Annotated in this window: 13 protein-coding genes; 5 read left to right on the forward strand and 8 right to left on the reverse strand. The window is 71.3% G+C overall.

Going from position 1 to position 15,897, the window contains the following annotated elements:
- Window positions 1-32: 32 nt before the first annotated feature.
- A complete protein-coding gene (locus SMIR_RS35385) occupies window positions 33-1,313 on the forward strand; it encodes a sensor histidine kinase (protein WP_212727843.1) in 1,281 nt (426 codons plus the stop codon).
- Window positions 1,314-1,393: 80 nt separating this feature from the next.
- Complete coding sequence (locus SMIR_RS35390; RefSeq protein WP_168500863.1) at window positions 1,394-2,059, forward strand: response regulator; 666 nt, start codon at window positions 1,394-1,396, stop codon at window positions 2,057-2,059.
- Here SMIR_RS35390 and SMIR_RS35395 read toward each other — a convergent pair.
- Both SMIR_RS35395 and SMIR_RS35400 read right to left on the reverse strand, forming a co-directional pair.
- The gene (locus tag SMIR_RS35395; protein WP_101407540.1) at window positions 2,020-2,298 is read right to left on the reverse strand and encodes a DUF6332 family protein; all 279 of its coding nucleotides are present in this window, start codon (window positions 2,296-2,298) and stop codon (window positions 2,020-2,022) included. The two genes, SMIR_RS35390 and SMIR_RS35395, sit on opposite strands and share 40 nt — an antisense overlap.
- Before the next feature lie 110 nt (window positions 2,299-2,408).
- Window positions 2,409-3,917: an MFS transporter gene (locus SMIR_RS35400; RefSeq protein WP_212727844.1), complete on the reverse strand. Its 1,509-nt coding sequence runs from the start codon at window positions 3,915-3,917 to the stop codon at window positions 2,409-2,411.
- An 85-nt stretch (window positions 3,918-4,002) separates the two neighbouring features.
- On the opposite strand from SMIR_RS35400, the gene SMIR_RS35405 reads away from it, so the two are divergent.
- Complete coding sequence (locus SMIR_RS35405; RefSeq protein WP_095856198.1) at window positions 4,003-4,413, forward strand: MarR family winged helix-turn-helix transcriptional regulator; 411 nt, start codon at window positions 4,003-4,005, stop codon at window positions 4,411-4,413.
- A gap of 79 nt (window positions 4,414-4,492) precedes the next feature.
- On the opposite strand, the gene SMIR_RS35410 is transcribed toward SMIR_RS35405, so the two are convergent.
- Both SMIR_RS35410 and SMIR_RS35415 read right to left on the reverse strand, forming a co-directional pair.
- Complete coding sequence (locus tag SMIR_RS35410) at window positions 4,493-5,236, reverse strand: maleylpyruvate isomerase family mycothiol-dependent enzyme (protein ID WP_212727845.1); 744 nt, start codon at window positions 5,234-5,236, stop codon at window positions 4,493-4,495.
- Window positions 5,237-5,606: 370 nt separating this feature from the next.
- Window positions 5,607-6,776, reverse strand: a complete 1,170-nt coding sequence (locus SMIR_RS35415; RefSeq protein ID WP_212727846.1) for an MFS transporter — start codon at window positions 6,774-6,776, stop codon at window positions 5,607-5,609.
- A 526-nt stretch (window positions 6,777-7,302) separates the two neighbouring features.
- Here SMIR_RS35415 and SMIR_RS35420 point away from each other — a divergent pair.
- Together SMIR_RS35420 and SMIR_RS35425 are read left to right on the forward strand one after the other, a co-directional pair.
- Window positions 7,303-8,418: a GNAT family N-acetyltransferase gene (locus SMIR_RS35420; RefSeq protein ID WP_168489619.1), complete on the forward strand. Its 1,116-nt coding sequence runs from the start codon at window positions 7,303-7,305 to the stop codon at window positions 8,416-8,418.
- Between the two features lie 251 nt (window positions 8,419-8,669).
- Window positions 8,670-9,974, forward strand: a complete 1,305-nt coding sequence (locus SMIR_RS35425) for a chloride channel protein (RefSeq protein ID WP_212727847.1) — start codon at window positions 8,670-8,672, stop codon at window positions 9,972-9,974.
- Here SMIR_RS35425 and SMIR_RS35430 read toward each other — a convergent pair.
- The 4 genes from SMIR_RS35430 to SMIR_RS35445 all read right to left on the reverse strand — a co-directional run bounded on the left by SMIR_RS35430 (window position 9,925) and on the right by SMIR_RS35445 (window position 15,776).
- Window positions 9,925-11,757, reverse strand: a complete 1,833-nt coding sequence (locus tag SMIR_RS35430) for a glycoside hydrolase family 15 protein (protein WP_168489618.1) — start codon at window positions 11,755-11,757, stop codon at window positions 9,925-9,927. The two genes, SMIR_RS35425 and SMIR_RS35430, sit on opposite strands and share 50 nt — an antisense overlap.
- 22 nt (window positions 11,758-11,779) lie before the next feature.
- Window positions 11,780-13,198: a DUF2252 domain-containing protein gene (locus tag SMIR_RS35435; RefSeq protein WP_212727848.1), complete on the reverse strand. Its 1,419-nt coding sequence runs from the start codon at window positions 13,196-13,198 to the stop codon at window positions 11,780-11,782.
- Window positions 13,195-14,799 carry a GMC oxidoreductase gene (locus SMIR_RS35440; protein ID WP_212727849.1) on the reverse strand — a complete coding sequence of 535 codons (1,605 nt, stop codon included), beginning with the start codon at window positions 14,797-14,799 and terminating at the stop codon, window positions 13,195-13,197. Before SMIR_RS35440 ends, SMIR_RS35435 begins: the two co-directional genes overlap by 4 nt.
- 83 nt (window positions 14,800-14,882) lie before the next feature.
- Window positions 14,883-15,776 carry a YhjD/YihY/BrkB family envelope integrity protein gene (locus SMIR_RS35445; RefSeq protein ID WP_212727850.1) on the reverse strand — a complete coding sequence of 298 codons (894 nt, stop codon included), beginning with the start codon at window positions 15,774-15,776 and terminating at the stop codon, window positions 14,883-14,885.
- Window positions 15,777-15,897 lie beyond the last annotated feature (121 nt).

Below are 15,897 nucleotides of genomic sequence, written 5' to 3' on the forward strand. Positions count from 1 at the left end.
CCCGGCGGTCCGTGCCGTCTAGCGTGACCGTCATGGAAGAGCAGCGAATCCCCAGGTCCCCGGTGTGGGGCGGGGTACCGCCATGGTGGCGGCACGGGCCGCCGGGGTGGCACCGATGGAGCGGCGAGACCCATGGCGGGCACGGCGGGCACGGCGGGCACGGCGGGCACGGTGATCGGTGGCCGTGGCGTTCCACTCTGCTGCTGACCGTCTTCGTGCTGGGCGGCTCCCAGTTCGCGGCGCACGTTCAGGACGGCGAACGCACCCCCCTGGACCTCTTCGCGAGGGCGCTGCTGATCCTCGGCACGGGCCTGCTGCTGTGGCGGCAGCGGTACCCGGTGTTCGTCGCCTTCGGCACGGCCGCGGCGGCGCTGGTCTATCTGGGCGCCGGATATCCGTACGGGCCCGTCTTCGTCACGGTGGCCGTCGGCTGCTTCGGCGCGGTCGTCGCGGGGCACCGCTGGGCCGCCTGGACGGCCGTCGGCATGCTGTGGATCGGCCATCTGCTGGTGGGGCACTGGCTCTACCGCCGGCTGCCGCCCGCGGGGGACCGGGCCGGCTCCTGGAACCAGGAACTCGGCTTCATCACCTGGGGCGTGGTGATCCTGGTGGCGTCGGAGCTGGTCCGGATACGCCGTGAGCAGTGGGCCCGCGACCGCGCCGAACGCGCGCGGGCCGCCGCTCGGCGCGCCGACGAGGAGCGGTTGCGGATCGCCCGTGAACTGCACGACGTCCTCGCCCACAGCATCTCCGTGATCAACGTCCAGGCGGGCGTCGGCCTCGCGCTTCTCGACTCCGACCCGGAACAGGCGCGTACGGCGCTCACCACCATCAAGGAGGCCAGCAAGGAGGCGCTCGGCGAGGTCCGCCAGGTGCTCGACACGCTCCGTACGCCGGGGGAGGCGCCGCGCGCGCCGGCGCCGGGGCTCGACCGGCTCCCCGAGCTCGTCGAACAGGCGGCGAGCGCGGGTCTGACGGTCGAGATCGAGAAGCCCGGCGGTGTTCCGAAGCTTCCGCCGGGTACCGACCTCGCCGCGTTCCGTATCGTCCAGGAGGCGCTCACCAATGTCGTACGGCACTCGGGGTCGCGGCACGCGCGCGTACGGCTCGAATCCGCGCAGGGCACGCTGCGGCTGCGGATCGACGACGACGGGCCCGCGACCGGCACCGACGCGGGCGGCAGCGGCAACGGGCTGGCCGGTATGCGGGAGCGGGCCGTCGCCCTCGGTGGCACGATCGAGGCGGGCCCGCGCGACGACGGAGGCTTCCGGGTGTTGGCCGTGCTCCCGCTGAGGGTCAAGGAGGACCGGTGAACGGTGAAGGCGAGCTGGTGGACGGCGAAGGGGGACCGGTGGACGGCGAAGGGGGACCGGGGTTCGGCGAAGTCGGACCGGTGATCCGCGTCCTGCTCGCCGACGACCAGTCACTGGTCAGGGCGGGCTTCAAGGCACTGCTCGACGCACAGCCGGACCTGGAGGTGGCCGGTGAGGCGGCCGACGGCGAGGACGCGGTGCGCAAGGTGCGCGAACTGCGCCCCGACGTCGTCCTGATGGACATCCGCATGCCGCTGCTCGACGGCCTCGCCGCGACCCGCCGTCTCACCGACGACCCGGATCTGAAGGACGTGAAGGTGGTCATGCTCACCACCTTCGAGCTCGACGAGTACGTCTTCGAGGCGATCCGCTCCGGTGCCTCCGGCTTCCTCGTCAAGGACACCGAGCCGGACGAACTCCTGCGCGCGGTACGGGCGGTGGTCGGCGGCGACGCGCTGCTGTCACCGGGCGTGACGCGCCGTCTGATCGCGGAGTTCGCGGCCCGCTCCAAGGAGCCCGCGGCCGCGGAGTCGCTCGTCCGGCTCACGGAACGGGAGCGGGAGGTGATGGCCCTGGTCGGTATCGGACTGTCCAACGACGAGATCGCACGGCGTCTGGTCGTCAGCCCGCTCACGGCCAAGACCCATGTCAGCCGGACCATGGTGAAGCTCGGCGCCCGTGACCGGGCTCAACTGGTGGTGCTGGCCTATGAGTCGGGGTTGGTACGGCCGGGGTGGCTCGGGTGAGTGCCGGCCGCGCGGCCGAAGCGGACGAGCACCGTGACCACGCGTACCGCGAAGAGCGCGGTGGCCAGCAGTACCCCCGCGGTGATCAGGACCTTCTCGACGGGGAGCGGGAGATGGAAGAGCAGCGCGGGGCCGGATACGGCGCCGAGCGCCAGGCCCGCCGCGAAGGTCGCGCTGAGGAGCGCGTACCCGATCTCGACCGTCATCGCGTCCCGCTGCTCCTGCGTGCGTCTCCCCATGGTGCGAGTCTGTCACGACGGCGTGCCCGGCGGGCAAGGGGCTGCCTGCCGGGCGCGTCGGGTCGAAGTAGCGGGTCGACGCGGTGAGTTGAGGTCACCGGCGAACCGGATCAGTCGCCGATCGCCACCCGCTCATCGACGTCGTCCCGTACGGAGTCCTCCCGTACGGAGTCCGTCCCCGCGGACCGTGCGACCACGACGGTCTGCCGCGGGCGCCGGGTCCGCAGCCCCGACAGCGTGATCAGCAGCCCCGCCACGGCGATCCCCGTCACCACGATCAGACCGGGCCGGTAGCTGTCGAGGACGGCCTGCGGCGAGGAACCCGCCGAGGAGTTCGCGGTCACGACGGCTGTCACCACGGCCAGGAAGAGGGCGCCGCCCACCTGGACGGAGGTGTTGAGCAGACCCGAGACCATGCCCTGCTCGTGGTCGTCGACACCGTTGGTGGCCTGGATGTTGAGCGAGGGGAAGATCAGCGCGCAGGCCGCGCCGATCAGCAGCATGGTCGGCAGGATCACGGCCGCGTACACCGGGTCGAGGCTGATGCGTAGGAACAACGCGTAGCCGACGACCATCAGCACGAAGCCGACCGCGATGAGCCGCGGGGTTCCGAAGCGGTCGACGACGGCGCCGACCTTCGTGGAGGAGAGCGCGACCAGCGCCCCGGCGGGCAGGAAGGCGAGCGCGGTGTGGAGGGCCGACCAGCCGAGCAGCGACTGCATGTACAGCGTCACCAGGAACTGGAATCCGACGTACGAGCCGAAGAATGCCATCGCGCCGAGCTGGGCGCGGATCTGACTGCCGGAGCGGAGCACGCCGAGCCGGATCAGCGGCCCCGCCGAGCGCCGCTCGACACGGACGAAGGCGGTGAGCAGGACGGCCACGGCGAGGAAGGACAGGAGGGTACGGGTCGAGGCCCAGCCGACCTCTGGGGCCTGGACGACGGTGAACACCAGCAGCAGCATCGACGCCGTGCCGAGGACGGCGCCGGGGATGTCGTAGCCGTTGTGGTCCTTCTCGCGTTCGCTGCGCGGCAGGAGCTTCAGGCCGACGAGCAGGGCGAGCAGCGCGATGGGCGCGGGCAGCAGCATGGTCAGGCGCCAACTGGCCTCGGTGAGCAGGCCGGACAGCACGAGGCCCATCGAGAAGCCGGTGGCCGCGCAGGTGGTGTAGATCGACAGGGCGCGGTTGCGCAGGGGACCCTCGGCGAAGGTCGTGGTGATGATCGACAGGCCCGCCGGGGCGGTGAACGCCGCGCTCAGGCCCTTGATGAAGCGGCTGGCGATCAGCAGCGGGCCCGAGTCGACGAGCCCGCCGAGCAGCGAGGCGAGCGCGAAGATGCCCAGGGCCACCAGGAAGACCTGGCGGCGGCCCAGCAGGTCGGCGGTGCGGCCGCCGAGGAGGAGCAGTCCGCCGTAGCCCAGGATGTAGCCGCTGACGATCCATTGCAGCGTCGAGGTGGAGAGGTCCAGTTCGGAGCCGATGGACGGCAGGGCGACGCCGACCATCGACACGTCGAGCGCGTCCAGGAACATCGCGGCGCAGAGCACCAGCAGGGTGCCCCACAGCCGCGGGGTCCAGCGTCCCTCGGTGGTGGGGGTGGTGAGCGGAGAGGTCATGCGGGAGACAGTACATGCACATGCATCGAATGCAAATGCATTTAATTCCGATGCAACAAACTCGATTCTTTGCTACGGTGCGACCATGGCGGCGAAGAAGGCCGAGCAGGTGCTCGTGGACCAGTGGCGTGACATCCTCGCGGTGCATGCGCGCACCCTGTGCGAGCTCGACCGCGAGCTGCACCGACACGGCCTGGGCGCAAGCGACTTCGAGGTGCTGGACGTGCTGGCCGGGGGCACCGCGTCCGACGGTGACTGCTCCTACCGCGTCCAGGAGATCTCCGACCGCGTCCATCTGAGCCAGAGCGCCCTGTCCCGGCTGATCGCCCGCCTGGAGAAGGACGGTCTCGTGACGCGCGGCATGTGCCCGGAGGACCGGCGGGGGGTGCGTGTGTGCCTCACTCCGAAGGGGCGAACGCTCCATGCCGAGGTGCTGCCGGTGCAGCGGGCGGTGCTGACGCGGATGCTGGCGGGCGGGACGGCCACCGGCGACTGACATCGCAGACCGCAGACCGCGCAGCCCCCGAACGCAGAATGCCACCGAACGCGGCCCGACCCGGTCGGGCCCGGACGCCTCAGCCCCAGGTGATGCCGGACTTCTCCCGCCACAGCGCGGCGAGCGAGGCGTCACCGGTCATGTCCGGGAACGGCAGCCGGTTCCACAGCGCCAGATAGAGCCCTGCCGCGGGCCCCGCCATCTCGCAGTCGACGTCCCCGCCGGCCCCCGCGCCCCACTCGCTGACCGGCGGCTCGGGCGACAGCCGTACGGTCCACACCGCGTCCACGTCGGTTGCGCGCACCCGCAGCACGCGGGGTGTCGGGGTGCGCACCTCGCTTCTAGGGCGTCCGTGGAAGCCGCGCAGCAACTCGTCGATCCCGTCCACCGCGAAGGCCCGCGTCACCGTGCCCGGCGTCTCGCCGAGCGCCGACTGCGCGTCGACCCGGTGCACGGTCGTCTCGTGCGCCTGCCGTCGCGCCCAGAAGGCGAGCGGCGAGGGCGCGGGCAGAAAGCTCCAGCAGGCCAGGTCGGGCGGAGCGGCCGCGAGCGTGTCGACCAGGCGGCGGTGGCCGTCCCTGAACCAGGCCAGCAGTTCGGCGGCGTCCAGCTCCGGCAGGCCGCCGTCCGGGTGATACGCGGCGTACCCCTCGGCGACGAACGCCGTCGCCCACCGGTGCACCATGCCCGTGTGCCGCACCAGGTCCCGCACCTGCCACCCCGGGCAGGTCGCCACCTTGGCGTCGGGCCCCGCCTGCTCGGCCGCCGCGGCGAGCGACCGGCCCTCCTGGTCCAGGGTCTCCACGAACTCCGGAATCTCCATGCGGCGAGTGTGCCGGACGGAGTGGGCTCCGGGGGCCGCGGACGCGTATCGCGTCACACCGTGGCCCGTCATCCCGCCGGCGGCGGGAAATGAGAAGCCCCGGCTGGACGGGGGAGACCAGCCGGGGCGGCATGTGGTGGCCGACGGAGGGCGGTCGCCTCGCGGCGGAACGCTCCATGGGGCTTCAGCCGGACGATCGTCCCCATGGGCTGTAGGTGAGACCCGGGGACACTGTCCCCTCCGCAGCCACGTACTGATCAACGGCCGATCCCCCTGGGTTGTTCCCGCCCGATCCCGTCGCCCGCTGTGAGGTGGGGCACGCCCGCCTGGTCCGCGGGGGCATCCGTCAGGGCCCGGGGGCGACGAGTCGTCAGCTCACGGCCGCCCGGCGCGTCCCGAACCCGATGAGCGCGGCCAGCGCCGCCAGTACCGTCACGCTGGTGAGGGCGATGGGCAGCGAGAACCAGTCGGCCATGAACCCGATCGCGGGCGGTCCCAGGAGCATGCCGCCGTAGCCGAGCGTCGAGGCGATGGCGACACCGCCGGGGCCGGCGAGGGAGCCCGCGCGTTCGACGGCGACGGGGAAGATGTTGGCGAGTCCGAGCCCTGTGATCGCGAAGCCGAGCAGGGCCGCCCACACGGAGGGGGCGAGCGCGCCGAGCAGCATGCCGGTGGCGGCGGTGGCGCCGCCGCCCACCAGCGTCCGTGTGCGGCCCAGCCGTTCCAGCAGCGTCGTACCGCCGGCCCGGCCGATGGTCATGGCGAGGGCGAAGCAGGAGTAGCCGGCGGCCGCGACGCCCGGGTGGGCCCGCAGGTCCTGTTCCAGGTGGAGGGCTCCCCAGTCGGCCAGGGCGCCCTCGCCGTACGCGGTGCACAGGGCGATCAGGCCGAAGACGAACACCAGCCCGCGGGTGCGCGCGTCGAGGCGACGCGGGGCGCGCTCCTGGTGCGACTGTCCGCGCTCCGGGGGCGCCGGAGGCTCGTGGCTCAGCAGGGTGCGTCCGGCGAGGGCGGTCACCAGCAGGCCGATCACGGTGAGCGCGAGCAGGTGCCGGGTGGGGGACAGGGAACCCGCCACCAGTGCGCCGAGCCCCGCGCCGATCATGCCGCCCAGGCTGAACGCCGCGTGGAAACTCGGCATGACCGGCCGCCGCAGCGCGGCCACCAGGTCGACGGCGGCACTGTTCATGGCGACGTTGATACCGCCGTACGCGGCTCCGAACACCAGCAGTACCAGCCCCAGCGCGACCACCGAGTGCGTCAGCGGGGGCAGGGCCACGCTCAGCGCCAGCAGGATGCCGCAGACAACGGTCACCGGATGGCTGCCGAAGCGGCGGCACAGCCGGCCGGTGAGCGTCATCGTGATCACCGCTCCGGCGGAGACGCCGAGCAGCGCGAGTCCCAGGGTGCTCGCCGAGGCGCCGGTCTGCTCCTTGATGGCCGGGATGCGGACGACCCAGCCCGCGAAGACGAAGCCGTCGAGGGCGAAGAAGGCGGTGATGGCGATACGCAGGCGGGTGAGGTCGTCGGGGCCCCGCACGGCACTGTGCGACCGGGTTTTGTTTATTAGCGGCACAAAGTCAGCGTAGGTGGCGGGCGGGGGCGGGGCAAGGTGCCTGTCGCGCCGAGCCGGTGATCGCGGCGGGATCACGGTGTTCCACTGAGGCGACGAGGTCTGCGCCGGGGTGCGGCGCGCGGCGTCGCTCGGCCGGGCGGACGGGATGCCACCGGGCCTCTCCCACGACGGCTGCCACCCCCTGCGGCGCCTCATGCGCCGGGTGAACGACGAGTGGATCGGCCTCCGATCCGCGGTGGGGACCCGGGCACCGGACGGCCTGGTGGGGACCGGGCAAGCCAATTCCCACTCTTCCGTTACGACAGACACCCTTGACAGCTTGCGTACTGATTCGCGACGTTTGAGCCTCGCGGAACAGTTCGAGACGCGTCATGGGGGAATGGGGGGCGGTCGGCCGTGCGATCGATGAACAACGATCCTCACGCCTTAGGGGTCCGCGCTGCGAACGGTACGTCCCTCGCGGAGCCCGCGGAAGGGCGGTTGATCTGAGGTGGAGATCACGATCCACAGACCGGAGGAGCTGAGCAGTTCGCTCCTCCTGGCCTGGCACCGGGTGATGGACGAGTCGCCCGACTACGCCAACCCGTTCCTGGCCCCGGAGTTCGCGACGGGGATCGACAGGTTCCGAGGCGGGGCGCACGTGGCCGTCCTCCACGAGAGAGGGGAGCCCGTCGGCTTCTTCCCGTACGAGCGGAACTCCCTGGGCGTCGGCCGGGCCATCGGTCTCGGTCTCTCCGACTGCCAGGCCCTGGTGCACCGCCCCGGGGTCACCTGGGACACGCAGGAACTGCTGCGGGCCTGCGGGCTGTCCGTCTTCGAGTTCGACCACCTCGTCGAGGAGCAGAAACCCTTCGGCAGACATGTCACCGGGACGTTCGCCTCACCGGCGATAGATCTGAAGGTCGGCGAGGGCACCTACGCCGAGTGGCTGCGCGGCGCCTACCCGGGACTGGCCAAGACGACGCTGAAGAAGGAACGCCGCCTGGGACGCGACCTGGGCGAGATGCGGTTCGTCTACGACGAGCGCGACCCGCGGGTGCTGCGCACCCTCATGCGCTGGAAGTCCGCCCAGTACCGCAGGACGGGACGGATGGACCGGTTCGCGCGGCCCTGGATCGTGGACCTGGTGGACCATCTCTTCCGGGTCCGCGAGGAGCACTTCAACGGCGTGCTGTCCGTGGTGTACGCCGGCGACCGGCCGGTGGCCGCACACTTCGGACCGACCTCACGCACGCTGTTCGCGGCCTGGTTCACCGCGTACGACCCCGAACTCCGCTACTACTCGCCCGGGTTGATCATGCACCTCCGGATGGCCGAGGCCGCCGGGCGGGAGGGCGTGCGGCTCATGGACCTGGGCCGTGGCGACAAGGAGTGGAAGGACTGGCTCAAGACCCGGGAGCTGCGCGTGGGCGAAGGGTTCGCCACCCGCCCCCATCCGATGGCGACGGCGCACCGGCTCTGGCGCAGGCCGGTGCGGGGCCTGCGCAACACGGTCCTGGCCCATCCCAGGTTGCGCGATCCGGCCGACCGGCTGCTGAAGACGGTCGGCACGCTGCGCACCTCGGGCCGGCCGGACTCCGGTGCGGCGGGTCCCCGCGCCCGCTGAGCCGCCTTCTCCACCGACGGTCCGGGTGGCCGTGCGGCATCGGTGGCATCGGTGGGCGCGTCCACCCGGAGGGTTTCCGGGTGGTGTCGCGTGGCACGGAGTGGCATGGACGGCGTGGTGGGTAGTCTCGCGCTCCGACCGGCGCCACCGCTCCGAGCGGACCCAGGAGAAGACCCATCACCGAGCCGAAGCCCGCACAGGCGGAGCCTGCCCCGGGAGACCGGCCCCGGGAGGCCGACCAGCTCAGGGACATGCTGCGGCAGCCCGCGTACCGGCGGACGTTGCTGTTCTGCGGCCTGATCGGGATCCCGGTGTCGCTGGTCGCGTTCTGGTTCCTCGTCCTGCTGCACGAGCTGGAACACCTGATCTGGGTGGACTGGCCGCACCATCTCGGGTGGTCGAATCCGTCGTGGTGGTGGCCGTTGCCCCTGGCTCTGGTGTCGGGTGCGGTCGTTGCTCTGGTCGTCCTGCGGTTTCCCGGCGGGGGCGGGCACATCCCGGCGGGGGGCCTGCAGGCCGGAGGTGCGTCGAAGGCAGCCGTTCCCGGCGTGGTCCTCGCCGCGCTGGCCGGCCTGCCGCTGGGAGCCGTGCTCGGGCCCGAGGCGCCCCTGATCGCCCTGGGCGGCGGTCTGGCGCTGATGTTCCGGGATCTCGTACGCGTTCCCGCGACCGAGGCGAACACGGCGTTGCTCGGTGCCGCGGGCGCCGCGTCGGCCATCTCCGTGATCTTCGGAAGTCCGCTGGTGGCGGCCGTGCTCCTGATGGAGGTGTCCGGAGTGGGCGGGCCGCAGCTGTTCGCGGTGATGCTCCCCGTCCTGCTGGCCGGCGGAATCGGCGCCATCGTGTTCACCGGCTTCGGCGACTGGACCGGACTGAAGACGGGGAGCCTGGAGATCGGACTGCCCGCGCCCTCCGTCCTCGACGCCGGGGACGTGGTGTGGTCGGTGCTCATGGCGGTCGTCATCGGGGCGGCCATCCACTGGATCATCGCGGGCGGACGGATCGCGGCGCGCCTCGTGGTCGCGCGTCCGTTGCGCAACACGGTGCTCTGCGCACTCGGCGCGGCCGTCTGCGCGGCGCTCTACGCGGTCCTCACCGGCCGTTCGCCGTCCGACGTCGCCCTGTCGGGCCAGTCCATCCTGGGGCAGCTCGCCACCGACCCGCACGCCTGGTCGGTCGGCAGCCTGGTGGCGGTCCTGGTGTTCAAGGGCGTCGCGTACGCGCTCTGCCTGGGAAGCCTGCGCGGCGGTCCGGTCTTTCCCGCGCTGTTCCTGGGCGGCGCGATGGGCGCCCTGCTCGCGCCGCTGCCGGGGCTCGGCGTCGTGCCGGGCGTGGCGGCGGGCATGGCGGCCTCGTCCGCCGCCGCGCTCCGGCTGCCGGTCAGCTGTGTGGTGCTCGTCGTGCTGATGGTGGGCAACTCGGGAACGGTGCCGGTGATCGTGCTCGCCGCCGTGGTGTCCTTCGTGACCACCGAACTGCTGCCGCAGGGGCCGGGAGTCCCGGCGTTCAGCGATGGAGCGCGTCGAGCGCCTCGTCCAGCGTCGTCGCGGCCATGATCAGCGAGAGATGGGTGAAGGCCTGCGGGAAGTTGCCGAGTTGCTCTCCACTGGGGCCGATCTCCTCGGCGAACAGCCCGACGTGGTTCGCGTACGTCTGCATCTTCTCGAAGGCATAGCGGGCCTGGGAGAGGCGCCCCGCGCGGGCGAGGGCGTCGACGTACAGGAAGGTGCACAGACTGAACGTCCCCTCGGAGCCGCGCAGTCCGTCGGGCGAGGCCCCCGGGTCGTAGCGGTAGACCAGGCTGTCGGAGACGAGGACGCGGTCCATGGCGTCGAGGGTGTTGAGCCAGCCGGGGCTCCGGGGGGCCAGGAATCCGACCCGGGGGACGAGCAGCAGGGAGGCGTCCAGGACGTCGCCGCCGTAGTACTGGACGAGGGCCTGTTCCTTCTCGTTCCAGCCGCGATCCATGACCTGTTCGAGGATCGCGTCCCGGGCCCGGGTCCAGCGCACGGTGTCGGCCGGCCTGCTGAACTCGCGTGCCAGTTTCAGCCCGCGGTCGAACGCGGCCCAGCACATCACTCGGCTGTAGGTGAAGTCCTTGCGTCCGCCCCGGGTCTCCCAGATGCCCTCGTCGGGCCGGTCCCAGGAGTCGGCGAGCCAGTCGAGGGTGGCGGCGAGCCCCTTCCAGCCGTGGTAGCCCGTCTGCGCGCCGACCTCGCGGCCCTCGGCCAGGGCGTAGAGGGCCTCGCCGTAGATGTCGAGCTGCAGTTGGTCGGAGGCGGCGTTGCCGGCCCGGACCGGGTAGGAGCCGCGGTAGCCCTCGAAGTGCTCCAGGATCTCCTCCGTCAGATGGGGGTCGCCGTCGACCCGGTACATGATCTGGAGGGGTTCGTCGTCCGGTCCTTCGCGGGCCTGCAGTCGGTCGCCGAGCCAGCGGGTGAAGCGGGTCGCCTCCTCCACGAAGCCGAGGTCGAGCAGGGCCCGCACCGAGAGGGAGCCGTCCCGCACCCAGGTGTACCGGTAGTCCCAGTTGCGCTCGCCGCCGACCTGCTCGGGCAGTCCCATGGTGGCGGCGGCGACCGGGGCGCCCGTGGGGGCGTACGTGAGGAGCTTGAGGGTGATCGCGGAGCGGTGCACCATGTCCGTCCAGCGGCCGTGGTAGCGCGAGGTGCGCACCCACTTCTGCCAGAAGTCGATGTTCTCCCAGAGCTCTTCGGTGATCCCCTCGGTGGTGGGGGGCGGTGGTGCCTCCCCGTCCGGCGCGCAGACGGTGAACACCACGGCCGCCGTCTCCCCGGCGTTGAGGGTGATGGCGCCCCGGACGTCCTGACCGTCCCGTTCGAGCGGGATGGTGGCCTGGAGGTAGGCGGTCGTCCCGGGGGCCCGGAACGTCGCCGTCTCCTGCATCGGCTTGTCGTGCGTCAGGTCGAGTTCGTGGGCGGCCCGCGCGTAGTCGAACCGCGGCCGGCATTCGAGGGTGAAGCGTACGGTGCCGCGCACCGAGCGGACGACCCGCACCAGGCTGTGCCGGTCGGTCGCCGTCGGGCCCGGCTGGACCGGCATGTGGTCGACGATCTCGCCGACTCCGTCGGGTGACATGAAACGGGTCACCACGACCGCGGTGTCCGGGTAGTAGAGCTGCCTCCAGGTGCCTTCGGGGTGGTCGGGCGCGAGGAGGAAGTAGCCGCCGCCGTCGTGGTCGAGCAGCGCGGCGAAGATGCTCGGTGAGTCGAAGCGCGGTGCCGCGAACCAGTCGATCACTCCCTGGGACGAGACCAGAGCCGCGGTCTGAAGGTCCCCGACGAGCCCGTGGTCGGCGATGGGCGGATAACGATCCATGCTGCTCTCCTTGTCAGGCGTGTCAGGCGGTTTCAGCCTTGACCCGCCCGGAACGGACGGCGTCGACGAGTGCCCGGTGGTCCTGCTCGTTCTGGTCGGCATAGCGCTCGGCGAACGTCACCAGCGCCCGGTCGAAGACCTCACCCCCGCCCAGGTAGGCGGCGATGGCGATCCGGTCCCCCGATCTCGCGTGCGCGCGGGCCAGCGTGGCACCGCACAGCTCACCGAAGGCCCGCATCCCGTCCGGCACCATCGACTCGGGCTCGGCGATGCCCTTCCAGTCACGCAACTGCCGTACATAGAAGTCCCGTCGGCCGCCGTCGATGCCGTCAGCCCGAGCCCAGCCGAGGAAGATGTCGCTGGTGGCCTGCATGAGCCGCTGACCGTGGACCACGCGCTCGCCCTGCGTCGGGCAGCCGCTCGTCCCGGCGAACGGCGCGAGAACCGACTCGTCTGCCTCCTTGGCCTGCAGGAGCAGCGGATCCTGGTCGTCGCGGCCGAGCAGCAGAACGATCCAGCAGCGGGTGCCCACGCTGCCGACCCCGACCACCTTGCGGGCCATGTCGACCAGCCGGTACTGCTCCAGCAGCAACCGCCGGTCCGACTGGAGGCTCTGACCGTACCGTTCGATCATCCGGCGGATCCGCTCCTCCAACGCGTCGCGTTCGACGTCCGGAAGCAGGTCCTGGAGCGGCGTGACCAGCGGGGGATCCGCAGCGATGCGGACCCTCCCGGCGACGACGTGGGTGAGCTTGTCGAAGGCCTGGAGGCTGTCGCGGGTGCGTGCCTTCGACACCGACCGCGACCAGCGCTCACGGGCCCGCGCGCGCACCTCATGGAAGACGTGGGTCCGCACCCAGTCCTCGTCGAACCGGGCGTACCACACGGGGAGATTGCCCAGCTCGGCGAAGCGCCGCTGCCATTCGCGGTACGACCGCACCGTCGACCGCACGACGCCGGCCCGCTCCTTGGCGCTGAAGCCGTTCGCCCGGCCGACGATGACGAAACTCGTGCACAGCCGCTTGACGTCCCACTCCCACGGGCCGGGCAGTGTCTCGTCGAAGTCGTTGATGTCGAACATCATGCGCCGCTCGGGCGAGGCCAGCAGCCGGAAGTTCAGCAGGTGCGCGTCGCCGCACACCTGCGCCGTGATCCCGCTGCGGGGAGTGTCGGCGAGGTCCCCGGCCATGATGGCGGCGGCCCCCCGATAGAAGCGGAACGGTGACTCGGTCATCCTCCCGTAGCGGATCGGTACGAGCTCGGGCAACCGGGTCGCGGACTGCGCCTCGATGACGTCCACGGGGTCGGGTCGCTTCTGAGCGGGAGCGAACTCGGCGTGGCTGGAGCGGGGTATGGCGGCCCGGGCGGCCTTGCCGGACTCGGCCCGCTCGCGGGGCGTGCGGTGCGGGACGACGCCGTCGGCCGGGTGGTGCGAGGTCATCGCAGTCGGTCCGCGATGCGATCACCGACACGCAGGGCGTTGGCGATGGCCGTCAGCGACGGATTGACCGCTCCGATGCTCGGGAAGAAGCTCGTGTCGACGACGTACAGGTTGTCGAGGTCGTGGGCCTTGCAGTCGACGTCGAGGGCGGAGTCGGCGGGGTCGCGGCCGAAGCGGACGGTGCCCGCCTGATGCGCCGTGGCGCCGATGGGCATGCCCTTGTGCAGGTAGATGCTCCGCGACAGGAGATGGTGTTCGTGCATGCCCAAGTGGCCGAGCATGCCCTGCAGTTTGTGCCGCAGGTGGTTCAGTCCGCCGATGTTGTTCTTCTCGTCCAGGGCCAGGTGGATGCCGCCGTCCCGGTCCAGCGTGACGCGGTTGTCGGGGGTGGGCAGGTCCTCTCCGCACAGCCAGAAGTCGACCGCGTGGTGGGCCAGTACCTCGAAGGGCATGTCGGGAGAGACGGCCCCGGCCCAGCGGGGCGCCTCGCCGTGGATCTGTTCGGAGTCGGACTTGCCGAGCATCTGGATGCCGCCGAGGGGATACTCCCAGTCGTCGGATCCCAGGTACCAGTCGTGCAGGGCCAGGGTCTTCTGGAACCTGGTGTCGTTCGGTTCCCTGGACACGGCCATCAGGGCGAGGTTGTTGTGCCGCATGTAGTGCCGGCCCACGACATCCGAGCTGTTGGCCAGCCCCTGCGGATGCCGGTCGTTCGCCGAACGCAGCAGCAGGACGGCGGAGTTGACGGCGCCGCAGGCGACGACCACGATGTCCGCGCTGAACTCCACGGTCGAGCCGCCCCCGCCCCCGCCCCCGCCCCCGTCCCCGACCGTCGCGACGACCGAGGTGACGCTGCGGCCGGTCGCGTCCGTCTCCAGGCGCCGTACATCCGCATGGGTGAGCATCTCGACGTTGTCATATTCCAGGGCGGGGTCGACACAGATGACCTGTGCGTCGGACTTCGCGCCGACCAGGCAGGGGAAGCCGTCGACACGGTCGCAGCGGATGCAGGCGCTGGTGTGCGTGGCCCGACCCCGGTCGTCCTGGGTGAGGTTCACCCCGATCGGGAGGTGGAAGGGGTGCAGCCCCTGCTTCTCCAGGTCGTGGCTGAGCTGTTGGATGCGCGGCTCGTGCTGGACCGGCGGATACGCGTACTGGGCGCTGGTGGGACCCTCGGTCGGATCCTCGCCGTGCCGGCCGTGCACGAGGTAGAGATGCTCGGCCTGGGTGTAGTACGGCTCGAGTTCCTCGTAGCTCAGTGGCCAGGCGGGGGAGATGCCGTCGTGGTGGCGTAGCTCGCCGAAGTCCTCGGGGCGCAGACGGAAGAGCGCGGCGCCGTAGAACTTGGTGTTGCCGCCCACGTAGTAATTGACCTCGGGCGGGAACTGGTTTCCGTGTTTGTCGAACCAGAATTCCGGCGCGCGGTATTTCCCTTTGACGAAGACGGCGGTGGAATCCCAGTTGTCGCGTTCACGAGGAAGATAGTCCCCGCGTTCGAGAAGGAGGATCCGTTTCCCCGTGGCCGCCAGGCGGTGGGCTATCGTGCCACCGCCCGCACCGGTGCCGACAACGATGACGTCGTAGTGCTGTGCGTCGGTCATGCAGGCCACCGTCCCCACTGCCCGCCGTGGGCATCTGCCCCAAGTCCCAAGGTATCCCTGGGTTATATTTCCGGCGAGTTGGACTATTCGGGTGAGCCGAGGCGTCGGGACACCGCGGGTTCCCGGGCGATGACCGCGCCGGCGGTGATCCCGGCGGCGATGACGACACAGAGCCCGATCAGCCATGACAACACCGTGAAGACCGCACCCAGCGACCCGTAGCGGTCCAGGCTGCGGTTGAGCGCGCTGGGCACGTACAGCTTGGCGACCACCGTCAGCGCGGTCAGGGCCACCCCGGTCAGGAGCGAACCGGGCAGCAGGGGCAGCCAGGGGACGCGCGCGGCGAGGAGCAAGTGCTGGGTCCACCACCAGACGCCCACCTGGGCGACCAGCACGAGCGGCAGGCCCAGCCACGCTCCCGCGCCGAATCCGGTGCGCAGCGGTCCCTGCAGGGCGAGGATGAACAGCCAGACCGCGATCCACACGAGCCATCTCCAGGCGGCGATCCGTGGGCTCGCGCTCGGCAGCCGCCAGGCGCGTTGACACAGGCGTTGCATCGCCCGGCTGCACGCCGTGGCGGAGAGCAGCACCATCAGTGAGCCGACCACCCCGACGCTCTGCTGAAGGTCCGCGGGATTGGCCTGGAAGATCTTCTTCAGCTCCTGTTCGGAGGAGCCGTTGATACCGAAGACGTCGTGCAGGGAGGAGACGAACTCGCTGCGCACTGCCTGCGGGGCGAAGGAGGCGACCACGAAGAGCAGCGGAACGGCGGTCAGGAAGACCTGGGCCGCCAGCCGGGTCGCGGAGTCGAGCAGGTTCACCGCGATCAGGTGCGAGGTGAGGCGGGTGACCGCCGGGAAGCGCTCCTCGGTGGTGCCGCGCAGCCGCCGTAGCCGCGCCCCCAGCTCCGCCGCCCGCCCGCGCAGGCGGCTCGTCCTGCCGTCGGTGGGCGAGCCGGATCCTCTGCCTGCGCGCATTCCGCTCCCCGGGTCGGGACTGGGCTCCACGCCCCGAGGCGTGACCACGCCACCAGGGTGCCGTCCCGGGCAGCAGCCCGCCTGCGGCGCGAGCGCCGTTGCGCCGTACAGGGGAGAGGCC

This window comes from Streptomyces mirabilis, assembly GCF_018310535.1.
In the GTDB taxonomy this organism is placed as follows: domain Bacteria; phylum Actinomycetota; class Actinomycetes; order Streptomycetales; family Streptomycetaceae; genus Streptomyces.